Genomic DNA, 22,144 nt, shown 5'->3' with positions numbered 1-22,144 from the left:
GGGTGCCAAACTATATTGCTGCAGGATATGTCGTCGATTCAGTTCTTCCCGACATGAGGCATGAGGATCTGTTGAAGTTAACACATCTGAACGTAGCCTTCGGTCATGTCAAAAATGATGAAATTACTACCGAGCATTTGAAACACGGTGAGATTATCCGGAACATAAAGCGCGATCATCCGAATCTAACGGTGCTCTTGTCCGTCGGGGGTTGGAGCGCTGGCGGTTTCTCTGAAGCCGCATCAACCCAAGCCGGAAGGGACAGCATGGCCGCATCGGCGGTTAGGGTGCTGGAGGAATACCCTTTTGATGGAATCGATCTGGACTGGGAGTATCCTTGTTACGGTGAAGCCGGCATCGCCTCGAGTCCTGGTGATAAACGGAATTTCACCTTGCTTCTCAAGACGATCCGGGAGGCAATGGATGCCAAATGCTCCCGGGATGGCCGTCATTATCTACTCACGATTGCGGCAGGGGCTGACCAATACTACGTAGACGGTACAGAAATGGCTGAGGTGCAGAAGTATCTGGACTTTGTGCAGTTGATGACCTATGATATGCGCGGCGGTTTTCAGGTTCTGACCGGACATCATACGAATCTGTATACGCCAACCGGAGATCTGTTCCGAATGAGTACAGATGCTTCCGTGAACCTTTTCATTCGCGCCGGCGTTCCGAAAGAGAAGATCGTGATCGGTGCTGCGTTCTACTCCCGGATCTGGACTGAGGTTCCTGACCGGAACCGTGGCCTCCACCAAATGGCTGGCAGTACAGGCGGGTACGGTCCGGCTTTTGCCGAGCTGGATGCAAAGTACATCAACAAGAATGGTTACGTCCGTTATTGGGATGATGAAGCGTGTGCACCGTTTCTGTTTAACGGGTCCAGTCTAATATCTTATGATGATGAGGAATCCATTCAGTGCAAATGTGATTACGTGAAGGATCAAGGCCTGGCCGGAATCATGTTCTGGGAATATGGCTGTGATCCGACCCACCGTCTGCTGGGTGCAATGCATCAAGGGCTTCAAGGTATTTCGGCTGCAAAATAGAAGAAGCCTCGGCGTACGAGATCGTTCGGAACACTCGAAAAAGTAAACTTGAAAATACGTAAACCTCCCCTTCACCATACGATGAAGGGGAGGTTTCTATTTATTCGGTGAATCGGTTATCCGATGAACTCCTTATAAAGACGTCATTCGAAGCCTTTATCCAATACATTCCTCGTCGTCGTCATCCGGGGAATCGGCGGAGCCGTTGGGGCGGTGCATTTTGCGGTACTGTCCGGGGGTGTAACCCGTCTCTTTCTTGAATTTGCGGATAAAGTTCGGTGTGTCCAGATAACCGACACGTGTGATGATATCTTTTAACGGATCAGTTGTATGCAGCAGCAGCCGGATGACCTCATCCATCCGCTTCTGCCAGATGTATTGGGTGAAGTTCATGCCGATCTTCTCTTTAAATGAACGGCTGAAATACGATGAAGAGATCGTGAATTTAGACGAGATCGTACCCAGGCTGAGATCATAATCCGAGTAATTGGCATCAATATAAGCAACGATTTCATCCATCAGCGAGCTTTCTTCCGTCTCGCTCTTCGCCTCGACATGGGCGCAGATTTCGGCGGCAAGGCCTGTCAGTTTTTTCTCCAAATCCTCCAGTGAGTCATAGGAAGTAATCCGTGGAAGTTGATTAACCACGTGATGAATGCCAAGCTCCGAGGCCGTTTTGAGCATCGTATTCAGAATGTCGAAGCAGATGCAGCGCAGCAGCGGTACAGATGGCATTTCAGATTTCAGGGTATTCAAAGCGGTGGATACCATCTGAACCGCCACATCGTAGCTGCCCTGTTTCAAGCTCTGAACCAGCTTCAGCAGTACATCCTTAGGTACCCAGAAGGACGAATCCTGTGCACCGGAACCGGAAAGGGCGTTGAAGAAGGTACTGCTGCCTTGTCCGTGCAGCATGGATGCTTCGAGTGCGGTCGATGCCTCGATGTAGGATTGGTTCAGCTGCAATGGAGAACTGTAGCTGTTGCCGATACCAATCGCCGGAGCGACTCCGACGTGCTCTGTCACCATCGATTGCAGTGATCCAACAATAGACTCCATACGATTACTCAAGCTGGCATGATGCCCGATTTCGGCATCAAAACCGACAATGAGGGCTAATTGGTCTGGCTGTGGAAGCTCCACGCCGTAAGCATAAGCAGACAACTCCGGCAGTTCTATATCGTTTATCAGCTGCATGACTGTACGTTGTTCGGGGTTATCACCGATGGGAAAAGCGTGCATTTCCCAGCCCAAGGTCATGACAAAATAATGGGACCGATTAAAACGGATGCCGAGATTGTCCGTAAACTCAGAAGGGATTTCTCCGGTATGACCATGCTTCAGTAACATGAGCAGTATATGATTACGAGCGTAGGGCTCCTGAAGATCTACGCGCTGGCTGTAATCATGCAGCGTTTTCTTGATCCATTCCAGCTCGTTGCTGGATGTGGAAGGTTCAGGATTATTTTTCAACCGAATGAACTCCATCAAGTCTGAAATGGGATGGTATTGTCTTCGTGCCAGCATGATGGCAAGGAAAGTGCCCATCACCACCACGAAGGAGAAAACCAGAACAATAAAGGTACGAATATGGACGATACGGCTAAAAAATTGATTGCTCGGCATAGCCGTTACATAAGTCCAGCCAGCATCTGATTTGACGGATACAACCGAATGCGGTTCCTGGTTTAAGGAGAGACTGTGCGTTCCCGGCTCAAGTGCAAACAGAGCTTTGACTTCCTGATCGGTAATGGTTTCCCCTTTATAGTTGGCTGCCAGTACCTGCCCGTAATTATCGAATATATAAGTCATCCCATGGTAGTCGCTGAGAATGGAATCAATCAATCCGGTCAGATTGGACTCATGAATCAGGTACATGACCGTTCCGTGGGCGGGCGTATTGTTAGGCGCAATCGGTACAAGGTAGGCCAGCATGGAATTGGGTATTTTGGTTCCTTGAACGACTTGCTCGGCTGGTCGTATCGTGGGAAACGGAACATGATTCAAATCCCGGATCATGTCCGTTTCGTTCCAGGTGTTAAATTTGTAGCGGCCAGTGAATACATCCAGGTTCTCAGAGCCCTGAGACGAGTAGATGTTATCATCTCCACGGAAGAACAGGAATAGCTCATCAATAATGGAACTGGTCGCTTTGTATTTGACCAAGGCACTAATGGATTCCCGGCTATAATAGGGATGGTGGGTCCAATATCGGGTTAGCTGCTCATCGTAGGCGATGCGAAATGCGATGTCCTGCAATTCCTTCATTCGGTCATCAATGACCGTTTTCGCTTGGGTCAGTTGATTGACATTGGTTTGTTCGATCTCTGAACGGAGCGTGTCCACAGCATTGTGATAAATAATAATAGTTAATATAACAAGAGGTATAAGGAAAATGGAGATATAGGATAGTGTGTACTTAAGCAGAAGCTTGGACTTGAAGTGATTCCATTTCATATCTGCAACCTCCCGTTTTTCTATAGTGCTGCAGCGATAGCGCTCTCATAAAAACAGTAAAGCTATTGCTATGATGTCGAGCTCTGGGTGTCCTACTAAAAATACTAGGAGAACTTCTCTAATAAATCAATGGACTTTTCTGAAATTTAAGAGGAGTTGTGCGGAAAGTTTCTTGGAAGAATCGATGTATATAACCATAGCAAAATCCCCTTCAAGTTAACTCTTTTCCTTATGTTACCACACAAGGCTTTTTAAAAGAGTATCGACTTGAAGGGGATAATTTTAATGGAGGATATTCAACGTTTTTACATTGAAATTCGAAGGTCGCACTATGATTTAATCCAACGGTTCATAATCAAACCAATCGAACTGGCTTGGCGCACCTTCTCCCGATGGACTATAGGCATACATGGCAAGGATGCCCCCAGTGAAGCCACCCGCCACTTCAGTAGAGAGCAGATGTGTATCGCCAGAGCCAAGTACAGTGCCAATTGTTGAACCTTGCTGTATGGAGAATGTAAAAAGATCACGTTGGGCCTGGATTTGTAATATGACAGGTCCGGCTTCACAATCCTGAATCTCCTCTGTTCTTAATGAAGCAATCGTTCGCCGAAATATGATTTTTTTCTGACCGTTAATTCGCTTTATGGCCAAATCATAGTGGTATCTCTCATTCATGAAGACAGTCAATCCCGATTCGTCACCATCATGTATTGGCTCAAAGTTTAATTTGGCAGCCACGTTGCATAAGAAATGGCTCAATCGACGACCTACAAAGGCGGGATTGCGACCATCATTGAGAGAGACCGGATTCCCTCTTAGAACAAGATGACCCGGGTGTTCTGTGAGTGACCAACTGCCAGGAGCTGGATTTCGCAGGAAGATCCAGTCTAGGCCCAGTGTGGATACATCGAAATCATCCCGGATTGCTTTGCGGGGCCAATGAACCTCAGGCAGCTGGGGCCCGGCCATGACGGGCTCAATATGTCCGTCATGACCGATTATTGGCCATCCGTCACTCGTCCAGGTCACTGGTGCGAGAAATGTCTCACGACCCAAATGATGACGCATGGGGTAGGCTGCAGGACGAATTCCCAGACATACCGCCCACCAGCTCCCATCCTGTGCTTGTACCAAATCCGCATGCCCAGTGGCGTGAATACTGCTTTTTATACTTCGATTGGACAGGATGGGATTATGAGGACAGGGATCGAATGGTCCGTATGGATTTGTGCTTCGCGCAATGGTTTCCATATGCCCGTATTCGGTTCCCCCTTCGGCAATCATGAGGTAATAGTAGCCATTTATTTTGTACAGGTGAGGGGCCTCAGGTGCAGCACCGCCGGTTCCACTCCAGATGAATTGGCTTTCTGTCAGCTTGTGACCAGTCGAGATGTCGATCTCACACTGATAGATCCCTTCGCCTTCATCACCATTACAAGCAGTTTGAAAGTATATACGACCATCCTCATCAAAGAGTAGGGAGGGATCTATACCGTCTTGAGCAACAAAAATGGGATCGGACCATGGTCCTTCAGCCGCTCTGCTTCGTACATAGAAGTTACCTCCCCCGCTTACATTGGTCGTTGTCATATAAAACCAGCCAGCATGATGGCGGAGGGTCGGCGCATATATGCCGCCGGAGCTGCCCGCATTGGCGAGTGGGAGCTGCTCGGCAGACGTGAGAACATGGCCGATCTGGCCCCAATTCACGAGATCTTTGCTGTGAAAAATCGGCACCCCCGGGAAATATTCAAATGTGCTGGTTACGAGGTAATAATCGTCGTCTACCCGACAGATGCTGGGGTCAGGATAAAAGCCCGAAATCACGGGATTGGTGTAGTTCATCATGTTGTGCTCCTATTCATTCCAGAGTTTAACCCGATCCTGGACGTATTTGGTGAATCCCTGTTCCATTTTTTCGACACCTGCATCAATGAGCTTCTGCTGATAGTCATTCCAGATCGCATCGAATTCTTCCGGTTTGGCCATCACGGCCTGTGGAATCTGCTTCCATGTAATATCCTTCACCTTGTTGGCTATAATGTTGATTTCATCATCACTTGGTACGGAGATGTTCCATACCGCTCCCCACGGTTTTACCGGGAAATCCTTCTCATTCGGAAACAGATCCATCCAGGTCGCTGCATCATAAGCTTTGAGGGTCTCTTTCTCTACATCCGTGTAGTTCTCAATGATCTGTTCCGGGAAGTTTTTGGTATAATAATTGCCAGTGGAGTCTTTTACGCCATCCCCGTAATGCCCTCCGATATTGGTGTAGAGTCCTACACCGGATTCTCTGGTAAAAGCGATATTGTCATTGATAATACGCTGCTGCACATCCGCAGGCACAATACGTTTACCGTCCTCAACGGTATATTGCTTACCTTCCAGCCCCCAATAGTTGAGGACCTGACCTTCTTCAGAAGCGAGGAAATCCAGAAATTTAATGGCTCGGACCGGATCTTCTGCACTTTCCGTTATGCCTACTCCCCAGCCAGCCATGAAACCTGTGGACTGGTAGCGGTTATCCTTGTATTGGTCGGACAGCATGACAGAATAATGTCCATAAGTCTGATCATTTTTTCCTGAAGCCTTCAGTGCTTTCTCCCCATCGGAGTAGCCCCAGTCTGCATCGATCAGACCAATGACGCGACCAGAAGCGACTTTGGCCAGATATTGGTCGTTTTTCTGAACAAAAGATTCCTGATCAAGCAACCCGGTATTATACATATGGTTAAGCCACTGAAAATACTCTTTCTCACCTTCCGTGCGGAAATGATAAGTTGCTTCATTCGTATTGGGATCAATGTAGTATTCTCCATCGCCCGATTTGCCCGTGGTCTCAGCTGCGGGGTTCGTCACGGTAATTTGGATGTGCCAATCATCCGCGTTCAGTGTCATACCGATATTTTTGTTGCCATTCTCATCGGTAGGGTGCTTCTCCAGATAGGATCGAATGACATTTTCATAATCTTGGAGTGTATTGATCTGTGGATATCCGGCTTCCTTCACAGCACGATGCTGAAGCTCGAAACCTGCGCCTGCCACGAAGTTGACTCCGTCTATGGCGGAGTAGGTAGGGATGACATAGATGGACGGGTCATCGTTACTGTAGCGCAAGCGTTTGATTTGATCACCGAACAGCTTCTTGATGTTTGGGGCATGCTGATCAATCAGATCGGTAAGGTCCAGCATGGCACCTGCATCTACCAACTTGTCCAAATCCCCTTTGGGACTGATCAGATCCGGGTAATCTCCACTTGCCGCGATCAGTGCCAGTCTCTGTGCAGGGTCCGAGACTGCAAATTCCGCATCAAGTGTAATTCCTGTCTGTTTGGTTATCTCCTTACCCACATCATCCTGCATCTTATTCCAGTTTGCGTTGGAATCTGCTCCAAAGAAAGTCAACGTCATCGGTGAAGTATCACTGTCACTTCCTTCATTGCCCTCCAAACTGTCATTGCCACTACTGCATCCTGCCAGCAAGCTTAATGAGACTGTGAGGACCACAGAGTATTTTGCAATCTTTCTCATGGTATGAATCATATTAACCCCCTGTTGTTATTCATTATTTTCTTGAATGCGTTTACAATTAAAGATTTTAAAAAAGTCCCTGCATCCAACAGATCAATCATATAATCGTGTTTTCACGATCCATAACACCCCTCGTTTCTGTGCTGAATTTGCATGGCTACATGAGGAATTATAGAGATCTTATCATCGGCAAACCTTGATTTTTCGGTCCAGGAGTAGCATGATATAGACATTCATCCCAGCATGAACCATGGAGGGCGAACTGTTGAGCAACGCCTATTTGAATTGGTTTACAGCCGATCCGGAGTTCCCATTTTATATTCAATATGGAGGACATGACGAAGATACCGAACTTCACAGGCATGTGGATTTTTCGGAACTTGTCATTGTCCTGAATGGCAATGCGACACATGTTGTCAATACAGAGGCGTTTTTTGTTAAAAAGGGAAATGTATTTGTAATTAATGGTTCCACTCCGCATGCCTACAGAGATCCTCAGGATTTTCAGATATGCAATATTATGTTCAGACCTGAAATGCTCGCCTCAGCAGGACCGGATTTGAGAAAATCCAAAGGCTTTCAGGCTTTGTTTGTATTGGAGCCTTATTATCGCAGTATTCACTCTTATCCGAGTAAAATGGCCTTGCCTATTCCCAGTCTGGAGTACGTGGAGTCGCTGATTTCTGTCATGATTGAGGAATATAAAAGTAAGCAGCAAGGGTATCAGACCATGCTGATTTCTCGTTTTACGGAGATGGTTGTTTATTTGTCGAGGCATTATGATACACAGGAGAAGGGGATAGAGGGCAATAATCTGATGCATTTAGCTAATGCCATTTCCTATATTGAGGATCATTATCTGGAACCTCTGTCCCTGGAAGAGATTGCAGGAAAGTCGAATGTTTCTATAAGGCATCTGAATCGGATCTTTAGATCTTATTATCGGATGACGCCCATCTCCTATCTGCAGAAGTTGCGTCTGGAAAGGGCATGTTATCTGTTAAAACACGGGAACCTGTCCATTACGGAAATTTCGTATGAATGCGGGTTTAACGACAGCAATTATTTCACCCGACAGTTCAGAAAGGCATATGGCATGTCTCCCAAAACGTTCAGGCAGTCTCTATAACTTTCCACTATGGTACGATGAACAAAAGAAGGAGGGGGAACTTATGCGCGAAACCTGTGTTCCGACTGGCGTGGCATTAAAAGACACCGGCTTTGGATATACGTTGTCCCTGGTTAGTGGTAAATATAAAATGGTCATTTTGTATTGGTTGGCCGAAAACAAGGTAATGCGGCATAATGAGCTGAAGCGAAGTATCGGTACCATTTCTTTTAAGAGCCTGAGCGTTATGCTGAAAGAGATGGAGGAGGATGGTTTGGTGATACGTCAAGAATATCCCCAGATCCCGCCTAAAGTTGAATATTCATTATCTGAGCGGGGGCGTTCACTGATGCCGCTGCTCCATATGATGTGTGATTGGGGAGAAGCCAATATGGGATCTGACCCGGAGTCTGTTCAACGCTAGTGCAGCCGTTTTATAATAACAAAAGGATCTCCCATACGTGCTATGGAAGATCCTTTTGTTATAATGATTGATTTACAAGATTTATAAGCAATTTATCTCCAGCGGTTTCAATGCCACTTTAATCATCCAGAAGACGTTCCTGGTCAAACCATTGACCATGCATTTTATTTTCTTTTGTGCCAACTTCTCTAGACGGAGAACAAGCATAGTGCTTCCTCAACGATCTGGTGATTAGGATTATAGATTGTCAATAAAATTCAAATAGCCTTGTACACTTTGTTCCAATTCACTTGACGCAGGCTCGTGTTCTGCCCCATAAAAGGCAAAGAATGATCGATAATCCGCATCGCAGTAAAGCATGGTTGTCTCAAAAGGAGATAACAGTTGTCCAAGGGTATAGCGATATTTGCTCTCTTCCGTGTAATCCACCTCTTTGATTCCGGCGGATACGGCCAAGGCAACTTTGCGTTGCTGTAGTTTGTCTCCCTTAGAGCCATAAGCCCAGCCATAAGTAAAAACTTCATCCAGCCATTGTTTAAGAAGAGGTGGGCTGCTAAACCAATAGAACGGAAATTGCAGGACAAGGCGATCATGCGATTCAATGAGCTGCTGTTCTTTCTCCACGTTTATGTTTCCATCTGGATAAACTTTATATAGTTCATGTACGGTGTACTTTTCCGGGTATTGTTGGAGTTCTTCTATCCACCGTTTGTTGATAACCGATGTTTCCATATTGGGATGTGCTACGATGACGAGTGTTTTCAAAATAATACTTCCTCCTTAAACTCTAATATTTCTTGAGTATAAGGGGAGTGCTACCAAGATGTAAGTATGCACTTTTAGTACAGGTACTTACCTCAAGGTAAGCACCTGCGGTCCTTCGGTATGTTCCAAAGAGTATTTAATGAAGAAGAGGGGACTGACTATCTAAATAATATTCCTTTACAGGAATATTCCTTGTAGAGTATACTTCAGATATCAGGAAGAAGAGCATTTTGGTGAAGGAGATGAGATTCTACCGATACACCATAACTTAATGAGGTGAAAGGCATGTCAGGACACAATCCGGGTATGGACATGGCCTTGTTGGGCGCTTTGGCTGAACCGAATCGTATGCATATCGTCGAACTATTGCGTGATGGTCCTCTGACTGTAGGGGAAATTGCTGAACGGCTGGGACTACGCCAGCCTCAAGCCTCGAAGCATTTGAAAGTGCTTAGTGATAATGGCGTTTTGGAGGTAAAGGCCGAAGCCAACCGCAGGATCTACAAGCTCCGTCCCGAACCTTTTCAAACATTGGATGAGTGGGTGAAGTCGTTTCAGAGCGTCATGGAAGATCGTTTTGACAACCTGGATCAATACTTGCGTGAACTGCAAAGTAAGAAAGACAAACCATAAGTATTCCCAATTCATAAGGAGGAATGACAATGTTAAACGATGGAATGGTGTCGAGCGTGGAGAATGAAAAGGTACTTGTACTTGAGCGTGTTTTTGACGCACCTCGTGAGCTTGTGTTCAGCATGTTCAAGGAATCGGAGCATCTTCGGCAATGGTGGGGACCGAGAGGATGGACGATTCCTGTCTGTAACGTCGATTTTCGCCCAGGCGGCGCTTGGCATTACTGCATGAAATGTGAGGATACAAACCAGGGTGATTTTTACGGTATGGAATCTTGGGGCAAAGCTGTATATAAGGAAATTGTTGAACCGGAACGGATTGTATATACCGATTTTTTCTCGGATGCCGAAGGGAACACAGATGAGAGCCTGCCGACAACTGAGGTGACTATGCAATTCATTGACCTTGGCGGCAAGACAAAGATCGTTAATCGTTCAGAATATGTATCCGCAGAAGCTCTCCAAACGGTCATGGATATGGGAATGTTGCAAGGGATTACGGAAACATGGGACCGTCTCGCAGAGCGTCTGGGCGAGGTTAAGTAATAGAGATGAATATGGCCGCCAAGCTTATTGCTTGGCGGCTGTTTGTTTTTAAGTTTTAACGCGGTGTGTTGTAATTGCGTAATTATTCCTCTTGCACGTTATAGAGCACACGGGCGAGCAGACCCTGTCCATAGTTGCCGAAATGCTTGCCGAAGATCGTCAATCCCCGTTTGTTCATTGGTCCGTCCGTTACAGCAATCCGAAAGTGGATATCGCTTTTGTAATCCAGGCCGATCTCGTTCAAGGTTACATCCGAGATACGGCAACCGTCGATATAGCTACCTTCCTGAGTAATACGAATCAGCTTCAGCATTCCGTATTGATTCAGATGCGGTGGCCACCAGTCTGGATTGAATGTACCGCGTGTATTGCCGAAATCCCCTGGACTTGTCCAGCACCCAATCTCAATTCCATTGACGTAAAAATAAATATCGGAAGGGTAGTTATCGCAATAACCCGGTGCTTCTGAGCCCAACTCCATGGATAGCTGGATCTCGCTAAACGATTGATTAGGCTTGAGATAGTTCGGAATCCGGTATTCCAGATAACCCTCAGCCAGCCAAATCATCTCCGCATCAATTCGCAACGGGTCCGCAAAATACCGCGGATCATCAAATTCCCCAACAATGCTGTCCCGGGTGGCGAGTCCACAAGTTGGAGCTGCCTGATAATCACTGTAGTGTCCCACCTGAATTTCAACTTCATAACGATTGCTGATCTCCTGAGAACGCAGATCAACCATCAATTTTTCCTCATTCAGGTAACAAATCTTCTGTATTCCGTGTTTGCCGACTGCGGTGTTAATTTCAATCAGGCCGCTTTCTTCCAATTTCTTAATATGCATTGTAATGGCGCCATTGCTGAGCCCCAGTTTGGTCGCGAGATCATTGAGGTTAAGACTCTGGTTCTTGGCAAGCAACTCAATGATCTGGATCCGAATTTCCGAACTGAGTGCCTTGAATATATTAACGCCAGACATCAGATCTTTAATATAAATCATAGGTGGGTTTCCTTTCCACGTTCTGAACGAAGCCCTTCTGATCCAGGCTTCTGCACATTTATATGGTTTGTTTTAGATAATTATAAATGATTCGTTGAAGGAAGGGAAGGGCAGAGAAAAGGATGCCAAATCCCCTGTTTATACTACAAAAATGTAAGTATAAATCACATATGGATGAATTGTTGATCTGAAAAATAGTGTGAATCAATTTATATATATTTGAAATATACCATTGAAATGTAATGTAACCGCTTTTATAATCCTAGTATACCTAAATTGATTTAATACTTCATGAACCAAATTAACGATTTGATCAGGAGAGGTGGAATTCAGTTTGGAAAAGTTCAAAGGATTGACAGGATTCAGGAAAAAACGTTGGGCGTTACCTGCACTGCTTGTACTTGTTCTGCTATTGGCGGGTCAGTCTCGGGCATTTGCAGCATTCTGGAATCTGACCGGAGATATTGCCGTCCACGATCCATCCATCATCAAAGAGGGAAGCTCATGGTATACCTTTTCAACGGGTGCGGGCATTCAGGTGCTGAAATCGGATAACGGGTCATCATGGTACCGCGTTCCGCAGATTTTTCTGAGCAAGCCCTCCTGGTGGGCCTCTGCTGTTCCGGGTCAGAGCGGCCTGGATGTATGGGCACCAGACGTTGAGCAGTACAACGGGAAAGTGTGGCTGTACTACTCCATCTCTACCTTTGGCTCCAACAGATCGGCGATCGGGCTTGCGTCTGCAACCAGCATTGGAGCAGGTTCGTGGAAGGATGAGGGGTTAGTGCTTCAAACCACATCTGCTAACGATTATAACGCTATTGATCCGAATCTGGTCATCGATGCTTCTGGCAACCCATGGCTTGCTTTCGGTTCTTTCTGGAGCGGTCTGAAGATTGTGAAGCTTGATAAATCCACGATGAAACCTACCGGAAGCATATCCTCTATTGCGGCGCGTCCGAACAATGGTGGGGCCATTGAAGCACCGAGTATTGTGTACCGGAATGGTTATTATTACTTGTTTGCCTCCATTGATTCCTGCTGCCAGGGTGTGAACAGCACGTACAAAATGGTCTATGGTCGTTCAACGAGTATTACAGGTCCGTATGTGGACAAAAACGGTGTGAACATGTTGAATGGCGGCGGAACCCTGTTGGATTCAGGGAATGTCAAGTGGAAGGGACCGGGCGGCCAGGATGTGTATAACGGTAACGTCATTGCACGCCATGCCTATGATGCTGACGATAACGGCAATCCAAAATTGTTAATCAACGACTTGCTGTGGGATTCCAGCGGATGGCCAATGTACTAGTTTATTTTATATAAACATAAAATGTTTTAACAAAGTATTGACTAAAGTGATCTGGATTTGATAAATTTAACAACAGAAATCTTATTTCAGCTAATTGAATACGTTTACAAATCCAGATCAGGAGGGGTTCAGATGGTAAAGAAAAAGAGGTTGGTTACGATCATGCTTCTTATGCTTGTGAGCGCAATTGTGTTTGCAGGCTGTGGTGGCAGCAGTGGTTCAAGTGGGGACAAGGAACTGACGTTTATGTTCCGGGGTGGCACGGATGAACAGAAGGCTTATCAAGCCGTTGTTAAAAAATATGAAGAAGAGCATCCCGGTGTCAAAGTCAAAATTATCGTAACAGCTGCGGATCAATACGCGACAAAATTGAGAGCTGCCATCACAGGCAACAGCTTGCCAGACGTATTCTATATTAACCCTGGCGATGTGAAAGCCTACGTGAACAGCAAAGTGTTGATGAATCTGACACCTTACGTTGAAAACAATGCGGATGTGGATCTGGACAACATCTGGAAATATGGTGTCGACCTGTACCGCTATGATGGCAAAATGGCAGGTCAGGGTGATATCTACGGCATGCCGAAAGATTTGGGTCCGTTTGCACTCGGATATAACAAGACGTTATTTGAAAAAGAAGGCATTCCATTCCCTGATAAAGACAAACCTTATACCTGGGAAGAATTCATCAAGGTCAACCAGCAAGCGACCAAGGATACGAATGGCGACGGAAAACCGGACGTGTTCGGTACAGGTTTTAACGTACAGTGGGCCTTGCAATCCTTTGTATGGAGCAATGGTGCAGACTGGCTGGATGCAAGCAAAACAAAAGTGACGATTGATGATCCCAAGTTTGCTGAAGCGTTACAATTCTTTGCCGACATGCAAAACAAATATAAAATCACGCCTTCCATTGAGGAAGCGCAAACATTGGATACGTACCAACGCTGGATGAAAGGGGAAATGGCTTTCTTCCCTGTAGGCCCATGGGATATGAGTACCTTCGAGAAACTGCCTTTCGATTATGATTTGCTTCCTTTCCCAGCAGGCTCTACTGGAAAATCCGCAACGTGGATCGGCTCCCTCGGTATCGGGGTGTCTGCTAAAACGAAATACCCGGAAGAAGCCGCAGCATTGGTGAATTACCTCACGGCTTCCAAGGAAGGCATGCAGCAGTTGGTGGATGCCAAAGTACAAATTCCGAACCTGCTCGATATGGCTGACGAATGGGCCAAAGATACTTCGACGAAACCTGCTAACAAACAGGAATTCATTGATATCGTAAAAGATTACGGCCATGCTCTGCCAGGTAACTACACGTACAATGCGGAATGGTATGACCTGTTCTTCACCGACATTCAGCCGGTATTGGACGGCAAGATTACAGCCGCAGACTATGTAAAGCAGCAGCAGCCAAAAATGCAGAAGCTGTTGGACAAAGCAGTAGAGCAAGAGAAGAAATCACAGAAATAATAGATGAAAAGGCGATGCCAGCGGTCTGTGATCATGCTGCTGGCATCGTTATTATTGGATGATTCCATGCGGGTATGTGGCATCAATTGATCGGATCGTTTCAATCGAATGATGCCACATGCTGAACTGATACTAGAAACAGGGGTGACTGCCGTGGTTACAAAATCGAAATTGTATCGCAAAGAGATGCTGTACGGTTACTTGTTCATTTTGCCTCCGGTTCTTGGGCTGCTGATCTTTGTCATGTTCCCTTTTCTCTACTCCCTATATGGTTCGTTTACAGACTGGGATGGACTGGGACAGATGAATTTTATTGGTTTGGCCAACTTTAAGGACCTGCTGACCGATGACCTATTTTACAAAGCGATGTTTAATACATTCTATCTCATGCTTGGCATTCCGATCGGTCTCTTGCTGGCGCTGCTGCTGGCGATGGGGCTAAATCGTAAAATTCCGGGCACAACAACCTTCCGTGTAATCTACTATATTCCGGTTATTTCCTCCCTGGCTGCGGTTTCCATCATGTGGAACTGGGCGTACAACGGGGATTATGGTTTGGTGAACCAATTCCTTGATCTATTCGGGATCGAAGGGCCCAACTGGCTCGCCAATAAAGAAACGGTGAAACCTGCCCTGATTATTATGGCCGTATGGAAGGGGCTCGGTTACACGATGCTGCTCTATCTGGCCGCCTTGCAAAGCGTTTCGCGTACATATTATGAAGCGGCTGAGCTCGACGGAGCGAATGGGTTCCAGATTTTCCGCAAAATCACCTGGCCGATGGTGAAGCCTGTTACGTTTTTCCTCGTCGTCACAAACATTATTGGCGGTTCGCAGATTTTTACCGAGATGAACATTATGACGCCTACTGGCGGCCCTGAATACTCATCAGCCTCGATTGTCTTTTATATCTGGCAAAAGGCCTTTAGTAACCTGCAAATGGGTTATGCGTCAGCCATGGCAATGATTCTCGGCGTATTCATTTTTGTCATTACACTCGTGCAATTTAAAATGAATGAAAAATCAGCCTTTGATGGGGATTGAGGACAAGGAAAGGAGTGAACGGATATGTCTTATAGTCAAAAGAGAAAACTGACCAACTCGATCATCTTCATTGTTCTGGCGATTGGGGCCATTGCCATGATTGCACCGCTGATCTGGATGTTATCCACTTCGGTGAAGGAAAAGCAGGATGTATTTGCCCTGCCGCCCGTATGGATTCCGGAGATTATTCAGTTCGGCAAATATAAAGAAATCTGGGAAGCGGGTCCGCTGCTCAGCGGGATCAAAAACAGTTTGATCGTTGCACTGAGTGTGACGATTGTCGGGACGTTTACGTCCAGTATCGCCGCCTTTGCTTTTGCCAAATTGAGATTCCCGCATAAAAACAAACTGTTTCTTGCTCTGCTCGCATCAATGATGATTCCGTATCCAACGGTAATGATTCCCCAATTCATCATGTTCTCAAAGCTCGGCTGGGTGGATACGTTGTTACCGCTCATTGTTCCTGGATTGTTCGGCAACGTGGTCATGATCTTTTTCCTTCGTCAATATCTGCTCAGTGTGCCTGATGCGATTATTGAAGCGGCCAAAATTGATGGCAGTTCCTATTTCCGACTGTACTCCAGCATTACGTTCCCGCTCATTAAGCCTGCGATAGCTGCACAGTTGATTCTATGGTTTATGGGCATCTGGAACGATTATCTGGCACCGATTATTTATCTGAATTCACCGGAGAAGCAGACCTTGCAGCTCGTCATTGCGAACTTCAATGCCACGTATGCGATACAGACGGATTATCCGCTTATTATGGCAGCATCCATCGTTGCATTGCTGCCGGTGTTGATCATCTTCCTGATCTTCCAGAAACAGATTATTGAATCGGTAGCGATCTCTGGAGTGAAAGGATGAATCAGCGGAGAACATTCCGCGGGTGGACAAATTCAGGTAAAGGAGTGGTTTCTTCCATGCTGCTGCTGTTGTTGATTGGGGCTACAGGCTGTTCTGGAGATGGGGCAGGGCAAGTTGTGTCCCCGCCTGTCTTTCCTGAAGCTCCTCAAGATACTCAATTGTATGACACCTCCATTCTGGACGACGAATCCCGCTGGACGGTGAACAATGCTCATGATCCAGCCATTATCAAAACGGATCAGGGATATTACGTCTATTCGACCGACGTTCGGGTAGCGGGAGAAGCAAAACCCGGCGTGATGGTTCGCAAATCGGATGATCTAATCAACTGGACATGGGTAGGTCAAGCGTTACCAGGTATTCCGAAGGAAGCGCTCGATTGGACAGGGGCGGTAAATCTATGGGCACCGGATGTGATTCAGGTTGGTGATACCTACCGAATGTATTATTCGGCTTCGACCTTTGGCAGTACGCGTTCGGCCATCGGTTTGCAAACCTCTGCATCTCCGGAAGGACCTTGGACAGATGAAGGGCTGGTTGTTAAAACTTCCGAGAACGAAAAGGATAAGTTGAATGCCATTGATGCCAATCCGGTAGTGGATGCCGAAGGCAATTCATGGATGGTATACGGTTCTTTTTTTGACGGAATATACATTGCACCTCTCGATCCGCAAACCGGAAAGTTCAAGGAAGAGGGCTATGGAACCCGCATTGCCGCCCGTGATCGTGCTACGGAAGAAGGTGCAGTGGAGGGTCCATATATCGTGTATAACCCGAAGTTCAAAAAGTATTATCTATTCGTCTCCTATGATTCCTTATTCGAAGATTATAATGTGCGTGTAGCCCGTGCCGATTCCATAACAGGCCCCTACACGGATGTAAATGGCATGAACATGCTGGATACGGAGCACCTGCCTCAATATGAAGTCGGAACCAAAATTCTGGGTGGCTACCGCTTCACCGAAGGTGAGGGCTGGGTTGCACCTGGACATAACTCAGTCCTTAAGGATGGCGACGATTATTATATTGTGCATCATGCGAGAGGTGAGACGGATAAAAACTGGCCGTATCTGCATGTACGTAAAATGCTGTGGACCAAGGACGGCTGGCCTGTTGTGTCACCAGAACGTTATGCAGGTGAGTACGCACAGGACATTCTGAAGTCGATGATCGCCGGGGAATGGGAAGGCCTGGCTGTTGACCCGTCAGTGGACGGTCAGGTGCAGGCAGTGCCTTACACCCTACAAGCCAATGGCAAAGCGAAAAGCGAAAACGGTTCAGGCAAATGGACATTTGACGGCAAACAAACACTGACGCTGGAGTGGACAGAAAGCCCGTGGGGAGGAGCTTCTACTGAAGAGTTAAAGCTGCTCCCATCCTGGGACTGGGAGCGAAGCCAGCCAGCACTTGTGGTAACGGGCCTGAACGACCGTGGCATTGCTGTCTGGGGCAAGCAGATCAGCGCCGCGGAGAAGTAGAGAGCCATAAATATGGCTCGGAGTTGGGTTTGGTACAGCGAGCGTAGAAAGAGCGAAGCTGTCGCTTTGAAGGGTGCACAAGCAGCGAAGGGGGAGGAAGGAGCCGAAGGAGCGACTTTGGCATCCGATTTCAACCGCCAAGAGCGGTGGAAAGAAGAAATCGGAGGACAAGAGAGCGACAAGGCCCTACCACCCCCGAAGCGTCCCGCGGTGCACCAAGAGCTGGCCTAAAAAAGCGGCCAGCCATGCATTTAGTGTGGGGAGAGTCGCCTGAGCGAAGCGGGCGACACCACATATACCGAGCCACAACAAATAGCTCGGAGTTAGATTTGTTTCAGCGGCGCGAGAAGGAGCGAAGCTGTCGCTTTGAAGGTGCACAAGCAGCGAAGGGGGAGGAAGGAGCCGAAGGAGCGACTTTGGCATCCGATTTCAACCGCCAAGAGCGGTAGAAAGAAGAAATCGGAGGACAAGAGAGCGACAAGGTCCTACCACCCCAGGAGCGACCGCGGTGCACCAAGAGCTGGCCTAAAAAAGCGGCCAGCCATGCATTTAGTGTGGGGAGAGTCGCCTGAGCGAAGCGGGCGACACCACATATACCGAGCCACAACAAATGGCTCGGAGTTAGATTTTGTTTCAGCGGCGCGAGAAAGAGCGAAGCTGTCGCTTTGAAGGTGCACAAGCAGCGAAGGGGGGAGGAAGGAGCCGAAGGAGCGACTTTGGCATCCGATTTCAACCGCCAGGAGCGGTGGAAAGAAGAAATCGGAGGACAAGAGAGCAACAAGGCCCTACCACCCCCGGAGCGTCCGCGATGCACCATCAAAGGTTCTTTGCTCTTTTTCCATCAGCGTCTACAAATCTTCACTCCGAGCCATACACACACACATTTGAAAGGGGAGCATTCCCATGACTGATTCCATTACATTTACCAATCCCATACTGGAGCAGCGTGCTGATCCGTGGGTGTACCGTCACACAGATGGCTACTATTATTTCTCGGCTTCCGTTCCAGCCTTTGACCGGATTGAGATTCGGCGTGCATTAACCTTGGAAGAGTTGAGGAATGCCGAGCCGGTAACGGCATGGTACAAACATGATACAGGACCAATGAGTGCCAATATATGGGCACCTGAAATTCATTTTATCGATGGGAAATGGTACATATATTATGCAGCAGCCCATACGAGCGAGACGAATGAGGGTCTTTTCGACCACCGGATGTATGTATTGGAGAACGATTCTGCGAATCCACTGGAAGGTGAGTGGGTAGAGAAAGGACAGATTCGAACGCGCTGGGAGACGTTTGCATTGGATGCAACGACCTTTGAGCATAAAGGAATCCGCTATCTGGTCTGGGCGCAGAAAGATCCGGACATTGTCGGTAACTCCAACCTGTACATTTCCGAAATGGAAAATCCGTGGACGCTGCGTGGAGAACAGGTCATGATCGCTACACCGGAGTACGATTGGGAAATCATCGGCTTCAAGGTGAATGAAGGGGCAGCAGTACTGCACCGCAATGGGCGAATTTTCATTGGCTACTCGGCGAGTGCGACCGACTATAATTATTGTATGGGTTTGCTCACTGCGGATGAAGATGCCGACCTACTTGATCCAGCGAGTTGGGTAAAATCGCCTAAACCGGTATTCAAGACGTGTGAGGCAAACGGCCAGTATGGTCCGGGTCATAACAGCTTCACGGTATCACCGGATGGTAAAACGGATATTCTGATCTATCACGCACGAAACTACAAGGACATCGAGGGAGACCCTCTTTATGATCCAAACCGTCATGCCCGCGCGCAGGTGATTCAATGGAACGAGGATGGTACACCTGATTTTGGAGTCCCTGTTCCAGATGGGAAGGCTGCGGCTGAAGCAAAATAAGGAATGGAAGTTTTGGATAGGAAGAGCCCTTAGTTAGCGAATAACGCTGATTAAGGGCTCTTATTTATGCACACATTGTGTATGAAGCCATGAAGATGATTATCTTAGATTTACATCGAAGCAACCATCCCCCGAACTCTGCGTATGAGGAGTATACAATTCACTATACACATAACATTAGGAGGCCATATATGGATTCACGCGAGACATTGGACCGGGAGCTGGAACAGATTTTAAAATGGGAAAAAGGGCAGAAGGACTTGTTTATTTGGGACAAAATTGGTCGTTTGCCATTTGCCCTGCTGGATAAAGTGATGCCTAAAGCGCTGAAACAGAAGATTGGAGACTCCCTGAACGAAGTTGGTCAGTATGTGCAGAATGGCGGGAGATTTCTCGTTCAGAAAAAGAAAGTGGCCAAGCTGCTTCAAGAGGAATCCGCCAGATCGGGTTATGCCATGAAGGACGAACATGATCACATGGAACAGGATGTAGAAGCAGCAAATACGGCGAAGATCCACAGCGTGGAAGGCTTGCCCCTTGAAGTGCTGGATCGCACTGCTGATCGCATTACGGACAGTCGAACCAAGTTTGCTGCCGCACAAGGCGCTGCAACAGGTATTGGCGGCATTGTAACGATTGCAGCAGATATACCGATCGTGATGGGACTCTCCCTAAAGGTGCTGCAGGAGATGGCGCTATGCTATGGATATGATCCCGACGAGCCTCAAGAGCGTATATTTATCGTCAAATGTCTGCAATTCTCCTCCGCTGATATTGTGGGCAAGAAAGCGATTATTGATGAACTTTCCGATTACGATAATCCGGACAAGCAGGTAGAGGTTATCTCCCAGATGCAGGGCTGGCGGGAGGTTTTTAATTCCTATAGCGAATCATTTGGTTGGAAAAAGCTGTTCCAGCTCATTCCGATTGCCGGCATGGTATTTGGTTCGGTGAGTAACAAAAATACGATTCGTGATGTTGCCGAAGCGGGGAAGATGTTATATAAAAAGCGGCTGATTCTTCAACGCCTTTCGCAATGATGTCCATGACGCTAACGCTGACAAAACAAAAACGGGATAAAGCCCCTAATGATACAAGGCTTTATCCCGTTTGCACAACTACACAACAGGTAACATTTCGAGGTTGGTTAACCACCTGACGTTACGCTTCACGCGGCTGGTTTAACAACTCTATTTCGCTTCATTGAGCATTGCAGCTTATTTTGTGGAACTTATCTTTTTAACGGTCTCACTAAATCTGATCCATTAAAAAAACAATTATTCTTCGCTACCGTTCTCTTCCGCCCAGCGGTTCAGCAGCTTATCCGATGGAAGCAGGAAGGTGAAGATACCGATCAGTGGCAGGAAGCTGCACATTTGCATGACTGGAGATACACCGAACACGTCGATCCAGTTCCCCAGCACGAGTGCACCCAGACCGCCCATACCAAATGCGAGGCCAGTAATCAGACCAGAGACGGTGCCGATTTTGCCTGGAATCAGCATTTGTGCATACACAACGGTCACTGAGAAGCTGGACAACATAATGAACCCAATAATGCTCAGCAATACGGCTGTCCAGAATAGATTGGCGTAAGGCAGCAGCAGGGCCAGTGGAGCGGCTCCGGCCATCGACAGGAAGATCATGTTGCGTTTGCCGAAGCGATCCGCCAGTGGACCACCAAAGAACGTACCCAGTGCCCCGGCAGCCAGGAACAGGAAGATATAGATCTGTGCGTCTTCTGTGGACAAGTTGAAGGTATCCTTCAGGTTAAACGCATAGAAGCTGCCGATCGAAGCGACATACCACGAACGGACAAAGACGAGCAGGATCAAAATGGTTATGGCAGCAGCAATCTTTTTACGCAATGCCGGATTGGGTGTACGACGGGCTGCCGCCTGTCTGCGCAAATACCCTCCCGATTGCAGCATGCGTCCATACCAGCGAGCGATATAGATTTGGACCGCGATCCCTGCAGCAGCAATCCCTGTGAATCCGATGGCACCGAACAACCCAAACGGGATGAAAATCCAGCGGGTGAGCAATGGAGCCAGAGACTGACCTGCGTTACCACCGACCTGGAAGATGGACTGCGCCAGACCTCGACGAGGCCCTGAGGCCATATGAGATACCCTTGAACCCTCCGGATGAAACGCCGCCGAGCCCAGACCAACAAAGATGACGGAGATCAGAACGGCCATATAACTATCGGCGAAGGCAAGCAGCAGCATGCCCGTAAAGGTAAAGCCCATGCCGATGGGCAGGATGGAAGGCGTCGGTTTTTTATCGGCAAACCAGCCTACAACCGGCTGCATGATGGACGCAGTAAAGTTAATAGCGAACGAAATCCATCCGATCTGCGTATATGTAAGATGCATGGAGTCTTTTAGAATTGGAAAAATAGCTGGAATGACTGACTGAATCGAGTCGTTGAACAAATGAACCAGGCTGATGGCAATTAAGATCCGATAAACGGTACCTTGAGCATCCAATCCGGGTGGAGCTTTCGAACGCGCAGCGGCGTCTTTGGGTAATGAATTTTGCATGGACATGTACAGTTCTCCTTTG

The 22,144-nt window shown here is 47.4% G+C and carries 19 protein-coding genes; 13 read left to right on the top strand and 6 right to left on the bottom strand.

What is annotated here, in order from left to right:
• Positions 1-2: 2 nt before the first annotated feature.
• Positions 3-1,049 carry a glycoside hydrolase family 18 protein gene (locus Q0V21_RS16475; protein ID WP_301879731.1) on the top strand — a complete coding sequence of 349 codons (1,047 nt, stop codon included), beginning with the start codon at positions 3-5 and terminating at the stop codon, positions 1,047-1,049.
• A gap of 156 nt (positions 1,050-1,205) precedes the next feature.
• Here the strand turns inward: Q0V21_RS16475 and Q0V21_RS16470 are convergent, their stop codons facing one another.
• From Q0V21_RS16470 to Q0V21_RS16460, 3 genes are all read right to left on the bottom strand, one after another.
• Positions 1,206-3,506: a helix-turn-helix domain-containing protein gene (locus Q0V21_RS16470; RefSeq protein WP_301879730.1), complete on the bottom strand. Its 2,301-nt coding sequence runs from the start codon at positions 3,504-3,506 to the stop codon at positions 1,206-1,208.
• A gap of 336 nt (positions 3,507-3,842) precedes the next feature.
• A complete protein-coding gene (locus Q0V21_RS16465) occupies positions 3,843-5,354 on the bottom strand; it encodes a glycoside hydrolase family 43 protein (RefSeq protein ID WP_301879808.1) in 1,512 nt (503 codons plus the stop codon).
• A gap of 12 nt (positions 5,355-5,366) precedes the next feature.
• Positions 5,367-7,055 (bottom strand): ABC transporter substrate-binding protein, encoded by a 1,689-nt coding sequence (locus Q0V21_RS16460; protein ID WP_301879729.1) that lies wholly within the window; start codon positions 7,053-7,055, stop codon positions 5,367-5,369.
• A gap of 253 nt (positions 7,056-7,308) precedes the next feature.
• Here Q0V21_RS16460 and Q0V21_RS16455 point away from each other — a divergent pair, with 253 nt between their 5' ends.
• Complete coding sequence (locus Q0V21_RS16455; RefSeq protein WP_301879728.1) at positions 7,309-8,172, top strand: helix-turn-helix domain-containing protein; 864 nt, start codon at positions 7,309-7,311, stop codon at positions 8,170-8,172.
• A gap of 43 nt (positions 8,173-8,215) precedes the next feature.
• Positions 8,216-8,575 (top strand): winged helix-turn-helix transcriptional regulator, encoded by a 360-nt coding sequence (locus Q0V21_RS16450; RefSeq protein WP_024632447.1) that lies wholly within the window; start codon positions 8,216-8,218, stop codon positions 8,573-8,575.
• 237 nt (positions 8,576-8,812) lie between these two features.
• On the opposite strand, the gene Q0V21_RS16445 is transcribed toward Q0V21_RS16450, so the two are convergent.
• Positions 8,813-9,340: an NAD(P)H-dependent oxidoreductase gene (locus tag Q0V21_RS16445; RefSeq protein ID WP_301879727.1), complete on the bottom strand. Its 528-nt coding sequence runs from the start codon at positions 9,338-9,340 to the stop codon at positions 8,813-8,815.
• A 285-nt stretch (positions 9,341-9,625) separates the two neighbouring features.
• On the opposite strand from Q0V21_RS16445, the gene Q0V21_RS16440 reads away from it, so the two are divergent.
• Both Q0V21_RS16440 and Q0V21_RS16435 read left to right on the top strand, forming a co-directional pair.
• A complete protein-coding gene (locus tag Q0V21_RS16440; protein ID WP_024632445.1) occupies positions 9,626-9,973 on the top strand; it encodes an ArsR/SmtB family transcription factor in 348 nt (115 codons plus the stop codon).
• Between the two features lie 29 nt (positions 9,974-10,002).
• Positions 10,003-10,518 carry an SRPBCC domain-containing protein gene (locus tag Q0V21_RS16435; protein ID WP_301879726.1) on the top strand — a complete coding sequence of 172 codons (516 nt, stop codon included), beginning with the start codon at positions 10,003-10,005 and terminating at the stop codon, positions 10,516-10,518.
• Between the two features lie 82 nt (positions 10,519-10,600).
• Here Q0V21_RS16435 and Q0V21_RS16430 read toward each other — a convergent pair whose 3' ends face one another.
• Positions 10,601-11,518, bottom strand: coding sequence for an ArsR/SmtB family transcription factor (locus Q0V21_RS16430; protein WP_301879725.1), 918 nt, complete (start codon positions 11,516-11,518; stop codon positions 10,601-10,603).
• A 334-nt stretch (positions 11,519-11,852) separates the two neighbouring features.
• Here Q0V21_RS16430 and abnA point away from each other — a divergent pair, with 334 nt between their 5' ends.
• The 8 genes from abnA (at position 11,853) to Q0V21_RS16390 (ending at position 20,616) form a co-directional block, all read left to right on the top strand.
• Positions 11,853-12,830, top strand: coding sequence for an arabinan endo-1,5-alpha-L-arabinosidase AbnA (gene abnA / locus Q0V21_RS16425; RefSeq protein ID WP_483312378.1), 978 nt, complete (start codon positions 11,853-11,855; stop codon positions 12,828-12,830).
• 132 nt (positions 12,831-12,962) lie between these two features.
• A complete protein-coding gene (locus Q0V21_RS16420; protein WP_301879724.1) occupies positions 12,963-14,303 on the top strand; it encodes an ABC transporter substrate-binding protein in 1,341 nt (446 codons plus the stop codon).
• 153 nt (positions 14,304-14,456) lie between these two features.
• Complete coding sequence (locus tag Q0V21_RS16415) at positions 14,457-15,347, top strand: carbohydrate ABC transporter permease (RefSeq protein ID WP_301879723.1); 891 nt, start codon at positions 14,457-14,459, stop codon at positions 15,345-15,347.
• Positions 15,348-15,371: 24 nt separating this feature from the next.
• Positions 15,372-16,214, top strand: a complete 843-nt coding sequence (locus tag Q0V21_RS16410) for a carbohydrate ABC transporter permease (RefSeq protein WP_024632439.1) — start codon at positions 15,372-15,374, stop codon at positions 16,212-16,214.
• Positions 16,215-16,270: 56 nt separating this feature from the next.
• Positions 16,271-17,692 (top strand): arabinan endo-1,5-alpha-L-arabinosidase, encoded by a 1,422-nt coding sequence (locus Q0V21_RS16405; RefSeq protein WP_301879806.1) that lies wholly within the window; start codon positions 16,271-16,273, stop codon positions 17,690-17,692.
• Between the two features lie 12 nt (positions 17,693-17,704).
• On the top strand, positions 17,705-17,923 hold the full coding sequence (locus Q0V21_RS16400) for a hypothetical protein (protein WP_301879722.1): 219 nt from the start codon (positions 17,705-17,707) through the stop codon (positions 17,921-17,923).
• Positions 17,924-18,595: 672 nt separating this feature from the next.
• A complete protein-coding gene (locus Q0V21_RS16395) occupies positions 18,596-19,576 on the top strand; it encodes a glycoside hydrolase family 43 protein (RefSeq protein WP_301879721.1) in 981 nt (326 codons plus the stop codon).
• Between the two features lie 191 nt (positions 19,577-19,767).
• Positions 19,768-20,616: an EcsC family protein gene (locus Q0V21_RS16390; RefSeq protein WP_301879720.1), complete on the top strand. Its 849-nt coding sequence runs from the start codon at positions 19,768-19,770 to the stop codon at positions 20,614-20,616.
• 237 nt (positions 20,617-20,853) lie between these two features.
• Here Q0V21_RS16390 and Q0V21_RS16385 read toward each other — a convergent pair whose 3' ends face one another.
• Entirely contained in the window at positions 20,854-22,122 is a 1,269-nt protein-coding gene (locus tag Q0V21_RS16385) for an MFS transporter (protein ID WP_036664443.1), read from the bottom strand.
• Between the last annotated feature and the right edge of the window lie 22 nt (positions 22,123-22,144).

This window comes from Paenibacillus sp. 11B, assembly GCF_030487755.1.
Taxonomy (GTDB): Bacteria; Bacillota; Bacilli; order Paenibacillales; family Paenibacillaceae; genus Paenibacillus; species Paenibacillus vandeheii.
This window is presented reverse-complemented; position numbering and strand designations above follow the sequence as displayed.